Consider the following 7750-nt stretch of genomic DNA (forward strand, 5'->3'; position numbering starts at 1 on the left):
GACCATCCACGCCAACGGCATCGTTCAGGACTACAGCTATGACGACGCCAGCCAGCTGACAGGTATCACTTACAAAAAGGCAGACAACAGCCCAATCGGTGATTTGACCTACGGCTACGACGACGGCGGCCGCCGCACCAGAAAGGGGGGTAGTCTGGCCAAGACAGACCTGCCGGACACAATTACCACAGCAGGCTATGACGCCAACAACAGGCTCACCACCTGGGGCAGTCAGATACTCAGTTACGACAAGAACGGCAACCTCACAGGGGACGGCATCAACACCTATGTGTGGAATGCACGTAATCAGTTGATACAGATCAAGGACAACACCAATACAGAAACAGCCAGCTTTACTTATGATGCGCTGGGCAGAAGGCAAACAAAAACCATCAATGGAGTCAGTACAGGGTTTGTGTATGATGGGGTGAATATTGTTCAGGAATTGAACGGGCTGAACACAACACAGGCAGACACGGCCAATATCAGGGCCAGCTACGTTACCGCAGGCGTTGATCAGGTACTGGTGCAGCAGAGCGAGTCAGGATCAACAGCGACCAGTCTGACATACCTCACTGACGCTATCGGCTCGACAATCAGATTGACCAATGCAACAGGGGACAAGGTTGTTGATTACAGCTATGACCCTTACGGTAATACCAGAGCAGATGCTGTCGTCAACAATGCCTTCCAGTACACGGGCAGGGAGAATGACGGCAACGGGCTGTACTATTACAGGGCCAGATACTACTCGCCAGCGACGCATCAGTTCATCGCAGAAGACCCGATTGGGTTGGCTGGGGGGATTAATGGGTATGGGTATGTGGAAGGTGATCCCATTAGCACGATTGATCCTTACGGATTGTTTGGCATGGATGATATTTATGGAGGAATTTACAATGCAACTAATGGTTGGTCGCCGTCACAATCTAACATTAATGCCGTTGTAGGATTCGGAGATGGTGCTTATAAGGCTGCTACATTGGGTTTTGGAAACTTGCAGGATATTCGTGATTTTGCCGGTATCGAAGGAGATATTGATAAGTGTTCTAGTATGTATAAAGGCTTTAATACAGCAGGAAATATTGCTGGTGGAATAGCGATGGTTGGACCAGCCGGTAATATTTTGGGCAGATTTTTTGGGCCTATGAAACAATGGGTTCGCGTAGGTGCTAGCTATAGTAAGGCGTCAGGGCAGCATGTTGCGATGTCAATTCGTTGGGGCGCGTCCCCTATTGGAAAGGGGAAATATATTCAACAAATCCCCAGTAAAATGCTTCAAAATTTTAATCAATGGTTGAGAGCTCAGAAAATTCCGTTTTCTGGATGGAGGGGAAAGGATTCTGGTCATTTCCATTTATGGTAAAAGGTGATGCATGGGAAGTATTAAAATTAGTGGAACTCGCTTGTTTGCGCATAGTCAAAATACGCTCACAGAATTTGATAGAGAAATAGAATTAAAGGAAGTCGAGCGCGTTCTCGATAAATTAGCTAATGCTGATTTTAAAAATAAAATTTGCTATTTGTATGGAATGGGAGCACATCCGCGCTCCACGTACGAGTTGCTGCGAAAGAAGTCAGGACTGAAAGTAATTTTTTTCAGAAGTGTACTATCAAAAAAACTATGGTTTCTAAAATGGCTAATTGCAAGCTATGAGGGATTGATTAGGGTAGATCAACATGAAATATTGCCTGAAACTTTTTTAACGCTAATGAGCCAGTCGATGGTAGCTCTTTACATTATGAAACCAGAATTGGAAGCTGAATTTGTAAGCGCTGTGACTAATCGTGAACACAAATTTATTGACTTTGGAGTAAAAACAGATCCTAGCTATTCGATGTATATTGTGGATGCAGACAATGCTGAATCCACAACAGGAATGGTCGAAGTTATTTCATACGGTCATGCAACCCCGCATGGTCTTATACCTATAACTTAGTAAAATCTTCTTAAAGTTTAATTATTTTTAAGAGAGCATATTGATTGAATTTTGCAGAAGATTTTTTGAAGGAAAAACGTGACTATTTACTGGAATAAAACCTCAATCCCGGCTCTTAAAGGGCTGTCCAAAAATGAGCAATCTACCCTGATCCGCCCAGTCCTGGGCGTGGTCTGGCGACGATGGCAGGTATGGTTACCTGTGCTTGTACAGACGGTGGCGATTTTTTCATTCATGATCATCATGCCGCAATTCCAGTATCGCCTTCCTATTATCGTTGTCATGGCCTATGTCACGGTAAAGCTGGCGTTTCTTCCTTTCAATCACTTCCTTGCACTTGAACTGGAAAAAGGGGTTTTTCCCAGCAAGGGATAAGTCAGCCATGTCAACCATGGCGAGCAGAATTGAGATAAAAATAAACCAGATCAAAAAAACTGCTCACCATATCGTCAGTTGGTGCCTGCTCCTTCTTTTTTGCCTGGCTTATGCTGGCACCGCAAACGCCCGCAGCTACCGCCAAAGCGACGCAGACTCACGCGCGTTTGGCATTGGCACCAACCTGGGTTATGACATCTTCCTGGTTGGCGACTCCAACCCCTGGACCTACCAAGACCTCATCCTGCCAGATGGCGGCCGCATCCACTACACCCGCACCTCAGCAGGCACGAATTACTCCAATGCAGGCTATCGCAGCACCAGCGCACAAGGGCCCTACTTTGGCTCCACCCTGTACTGGGACGGCATAGGCTGGACCATCGAACTCAAAGACGGCAGCGTCCTCAAGTTCCCCGAAGCAACCCGGCAATGGGCGCGTCGCGGCGCCATCATCGGCTTGCGCGACCGCTACGGCAACACACTCACCTTCAACCGTGACAACAACGGCAACCTCACCCGCATCACCAGCCTCAGCGGCCGCTTTATCCAGTTTACCTACGATGCCAGCAACCGCATCACACAAGCTGTTGACAACCTCAACCGTCTCGTTAAATACGAATACGATGCATCAGGCCGCCTTTCCAAAGTGACAGACCCCAACAACCAGTTTGAGGCCTTCACCTACGACAGCAACCACAATATGCTTACCGTGCAAGACAAGCGCGGCAAGATCATGGTCACCAACGTCTACGACGCCAACAACCGCGTCACCAAACAAACCTATGCTGACAACAGCACCAACAAATTTACCTACACCCTGGGCAGCAACGGCAAAGTCAGCCAGACCGACCACACCGACGGCAACAACATCGTCACCCGCTATGTGTTCGATGCCAACGGCTACCCCAGCAGCATCACCCGCGCCTTTGGCCAGCCCGAACAGCAAACCACCACCATCGTACGCGACCCGGCCACCAACCTCGTGCAATCGGTCACCGATGCCTTAAACCGCAAGACCACCTTCGCCTATGACGGCATGGGCAACCAGACCGGCCAGACCTACCTGGCAGACACACCAGAGGCCATCACCACCAGCGCCACCTACACCAGCGACTACAACCAGCTCGCAACCGTTACTGACGCCCTCAACCGCACCACCACCTTCAGCTACGACAGCAAAGGCAACCTGCAACAGATCAAGGACCCCACCAACAAGATACATGGCTTCACCAGCAATGCCGCAGGTCAACTGACCCAGTACACCGATCCCCGCAACAAAGTCACCAAGTTTGGTTACGACGGCTACGATCCCAGCAGCGTCACCGACCCCTTGAACCGCGTCAGCACAGTGCGCACCGACAGCGCCGGTCGCCCGGTGAGCCAGCTCGACCCGCTCAACAACCTGACCTTGATCAACAACGACCCGGTCGACCGCATCACCAGCATCACCGACCCCGCCAGCCAGAACACCGGCTTTGGCTACGACAACAACGACAACCTCACCAGCGTCACCGACGCCAACACCCACAGCACCGGTTTCAGCTATGACGACCGCAACGCCGTCAACGGCAAGACCGACGCCTTAAACCAGGGCAGCAGCATCGTCTATGACAACGAACACCGCATCAAACAAAGCACGGATCGCAAGAACCAGCAGACGAACTATACTTATGACAGTCTCAACCGGCCATTGAAAACCACGTTCTCTGATGGCAGCAGCATTACCCGCAGTTATGACGCGGGTAACCGTGTCACATTGTTGACCGACACCTTGAACGGCAACATCGGCTTTACTTACGACAATCTTGACCGCATCACCCAAGTCACCAGCCCCAAAGGCATAGTCAACTATACCTATGATGCCAACGGCCGCCGCAGCAGCATGACCGTCGCAGGCCAACCCAAGCAAAGCTACACCTATGATGACGCAGGCAGGCTGCTGCGCATTGACCAGGCCGCAGGGGCAGCGAACAACAACGTAGCCCAGGCCATCCAGTTCATCTATGATGATGCAGGCCGCCGCACCAAGACCATCCACGCCAACGGCATCGTCCAGGATTACAGCTATGACGACGGCAATCAGTTGACTGGTATTACCTACAAAAAGGCCGACAACAGCCCAATAGGTGATTTGACCTACGGCTACGACGACGGCGGACGCCGCACCAGAAAGGGTGGCAGTCTGGCAAAAACAGACCTGCCCGATACCGTCACCACCACCAGCTACGACGCCAACAACCGCCTGACAACCTGGGGCAGCCAGATACTGAGCTACGACAAGAACGGCAACCTCACCGGTGACGGCATCAACACCTATGTGTGGAATGCGCGTAACCAGCTGATACAGATCAAGGACAGCACCAATACGGAAACAGCCAGCTTTACTTATGATGCGCTGGGCAGAAGACAGACCAAGACTGTCAATGGCGTCAGTACCGGGTTTGTGTATGATGGGGTGAATATTGTTCAGGAACTGAATGGGCTGAATGCTACTCAGGCAGATACAGCCAACATCAGGGCCAGTTACATCAGTGCTGGTGTGGATGAAGTCTTTGTGCAGCAGAGCGGATCAGGTAGCACAGCAGCAAGCCTGACTTATTTGACAGATGCTATCGGTTCGACCATCCGTCTGACAAACAGCACGGGTGATAAAGTTGTTGACTATAGCTATGACCCTTACGGTAATACCAGAGCAGATGCTGTCGTTAATAACGCTTTCCAATACACCGGCAGGGAGAATGACGGCAATGGCTTGTACTATTACCGTGCCAGATATTACTCACCAGCGACGCACAGGTTCATTGCGGAAGACCCGATTGGGTTGGCTGGGGGGATTAATGGGTATGGGTATGTGGGAGGAAATCCGATTAGTCTTGTTGATCCACTAGGATTGCAGGCTCACATCGTTTTATTAGACGACGGGGTTCCTAGCACGCAGCAGCTCTATGATTGGGCAATAACATATAAGCCTAAGGATGTGAATGTGATTGTTGTGCATGGAAATTCACTAGGACAATTTTCTAGTTCCCCTCATGGGTATACACAGTTTTCAGCGAAATCGATCGCGAAATTACTTAAAGACGCGAAAGGGTATGATCCCAATTTGCGGACGGTTCTTATTGCGTGTGAAAGTGGTATTGGAGGTGATAAAAGCGGTGGGCAAAAAATTGCCGATGCACTAGGAAACCCTAATGGAGTAGTTGCGCCTTTGTAGATATTACTTGGCGGGATTAATCCAGGATCGTCACCAAGAGTCCCATCAGATGTACGTGAACAATGGAAAATATTTTTTCCAAGATAAGGAGAATAACGTATGAAAATTTCAACCTCGTTGACTTCATGGTGCCTATTTTTTTGCTTCTTTGCGTATCAAAACGTCAAAGCCAATGACAAAGACGACTCTTTATGTCTTGCTATAAATTCGAATATAGAAACCATTCGGATTACACCGGATGGTAGTAAGGCGTATATAACTGACTCTGGGATTGGCAGGGTAATAGTTGTATCAACATATTCTGATTCAATTCTTGCAGATATTCCCGTCGCAGGGAAAACGATGGCAATAGGTTTTTCTCCTGACAGTAAAAAGGCTTATGTCACTTCGTATAACGGTAGATCACATGTGAATGTATTTGACGTGACTTCTCATGCGCTGATTCAGTCTTTCCCTCTCGCAAATGAATTAGATGAGTTAGAGCAGATAGTTGTATCAAAAGACGGACGGCGCCTTTACTCCCCAATGCCCAATGCCACACCTCCATCCATTCTAGTGATGGATACAACGTCGGGAGCAGTATCTGCAATTCCATCTAAAGGCGTAAAAAATGGCATGACCATTGGACCAGATAACAACTTAGCCTACGCGATCGGCGAGAGCATCACAGTTCTTGATACCTCATCGAATGTTATTCGGAGTCACCTTCCATTTCCAGGTCAAGCTTCCGATTTTGCAAATGAAATAGCTATTTCCCCTAATGGCTCAATGCTGGCGTTGGGAAAAATTGGGCACCCTGCAGAAGTTTTTTTAATGGATACACAAAACGGTAATAAGTTAAATTCGATATCGCTGGGTTCAGAAAAAAGTACGAAGAAAAATCCAAATGGATTGCTATTTCCGGGTAATCTTACATTTTCTCCAGATGGAAAAAGACTTTTTGTCAGCCATAACTTTGCTCAGCCAGGTAGAGTATCTGTTGTTGATACAAAAAAGCGCTCCTTAATAACATCGATCAAATTGGGTAGCTTCCCTAGTGGAATTGCGATTACTAATGATGGGAAAAAAATTTATGTTTTGGTTCATGATGAAGGCGGGGCGAATATTGCCGTGATTGATTCAAAGACAAATGGTGTGTTAACGAAGATACCTGTTCCAAAACTTGCAACAAGTCAATCAGAGTCAAAAAACAGAATGTGTAATTCCAAATAAGATATTCAAAAAAATTACTTTCTTTTTGTGGTTATAGCGGAACAGGTTTTTGTCAAGGTACCGTGCTAGCCATTAGGTCATATTTTCATGCGCGTGAAAAACCCGTTGAAATATATAAAGAAGTAAGTCATTCATAGTGAGCAGGAGTGAAACAAAAATAAAGAAGCCTAAAAAGACTGCTCATCAAATTATCAGTTGGTGCCTGCGCCTTCTTTTTTGCGTGGTCTACGCATATACAGCAGACGCCCGCAACAAAGCCGACCAGGTTGGCAACGATGGCTATAACCTGAGCAAACCCACCGACCCGCTCACCCGCAGCTACCGCCAAGGCGACACAGACTCACGCGCGTTTGGCATAGGCACGAGCCTGTCGTACGACGTCTACCTGGTCGGCAACTCCTGGACCTGGCAGGACCTGATCCTGCCCGATGGCAGCCGCATCCATTACGAACGCATCTCCCCGGGCACCAACTACACCGACGCCATCTACAGACACACAGGCACAGGCACCGCCTATGACGGCTCCATCCTGAGCTGGAACAACCCGCGCTGGGGCTGGAGCCTCAAGCTCAAAGACGGCACCGTGCTGGAATTCCCAGAGGCGATGAACTCACACACCGCCCGCAAAGGCGCGCTGCTGGAAATGCGTGACCGCTACAACAACACCCTCAAGGTGACACGCGACTACCTCTACAACCTGTATAAAATCACCAGCCCCAGCGGCCGCTACATCCAGTTTAACTACGACAACAGCCAGCGCATCACCCTGGCTACCGACAACCTCGGCCGCAGCGTCAAATACGAATACGACCCCACAGGCCGCCTCAACAAAGTCATCTATCCAGACCAGACCTACGAAGCCTTCACCTACGACGCCAAACACAACATGCTCACCGTGCAAGACAGGCGCGGCAAGATCATGGTCACCAACGTCTACGACGCCAACAACCGCGTCACCAAACAAACCTATGCTGACAACAGCACCAACAGCTTCGCCTACACCCTGGAT

At 49.1% G+C, this 7750-nt stretch carries 5 protein-coding genes and 1 pseudogene; all 6 read left to right on the forward strand.

From position 1 onward, the window contains the following. A partial coding sequence (locus LZ463_RS28700; RefSeq protein ID WP_277624207.1) for an RHS repeat-associated core domain-containing protein occupies window positions 1-1366 on the forward strand: 1366 nt, incomplete at its 5' end. A gap of 10 nt (window positions 1367-1376) precedes the next feature. Then, a complete protein-coding gene (locus tag LZ463_RS28705) occupies window positions 1377-1940 on the forward strand; it encodes a hypothetical protein (RefSeq protein WP_241459753.1) in 564 nt (187 codons plus the stop codon). 78 nt (window positions 1941-2018) lie between these two features. Beyond that, complete coding sequence (locus LZ463_RS28710; RefSeq protein WP_241459754.1) at window positions 2019-2315, forward strand: hypothetical protein; 297 nt, start codon at window positions 2019-2021, stop codon at window positions 2313-2315. Between the two features lie 16 nt (window positions 2316-2331). Beyond that, the gene (locus tag LZ463_RS28715; protein ID WP_241459755.1) at window positions 2332-5529 is read left to right on the forward strand and encodes an RHS repeat-associated core domain-containing protein; all 3198 of its coding nucleotides are present in this window, start codon (window positions 2332-2334) and stop codon (window positions 5527-5529) included. Window positions 5530-5628: 99 nt separating this feature from the next. Next, window positions 5629-6741, forward strand: a complete 1113-nt coding sequence (locus LZ463_RS28720) for a YncE family protein (protein WP_241459756.1) — start codon at window positions 5629-5631, stop codon at window positions 6739-6741. Between the two features lie 136 nt (window positions 6742-6877). Continuing rightward, a pseudogene (locus tag LZ463_RS29255) lies at window positions 6878-7750 on the forward strand (hypothetical protein); the annotation flags it as partial.

Source organism: Undibacterium paludis, assembly GCF_022568815.1.
Classification (GTDB): Bacteria; Pseudomonadota; Gammaproteobacteria; order Burkholderiales; family Burkholderiaceae_D; genus Undibacterium.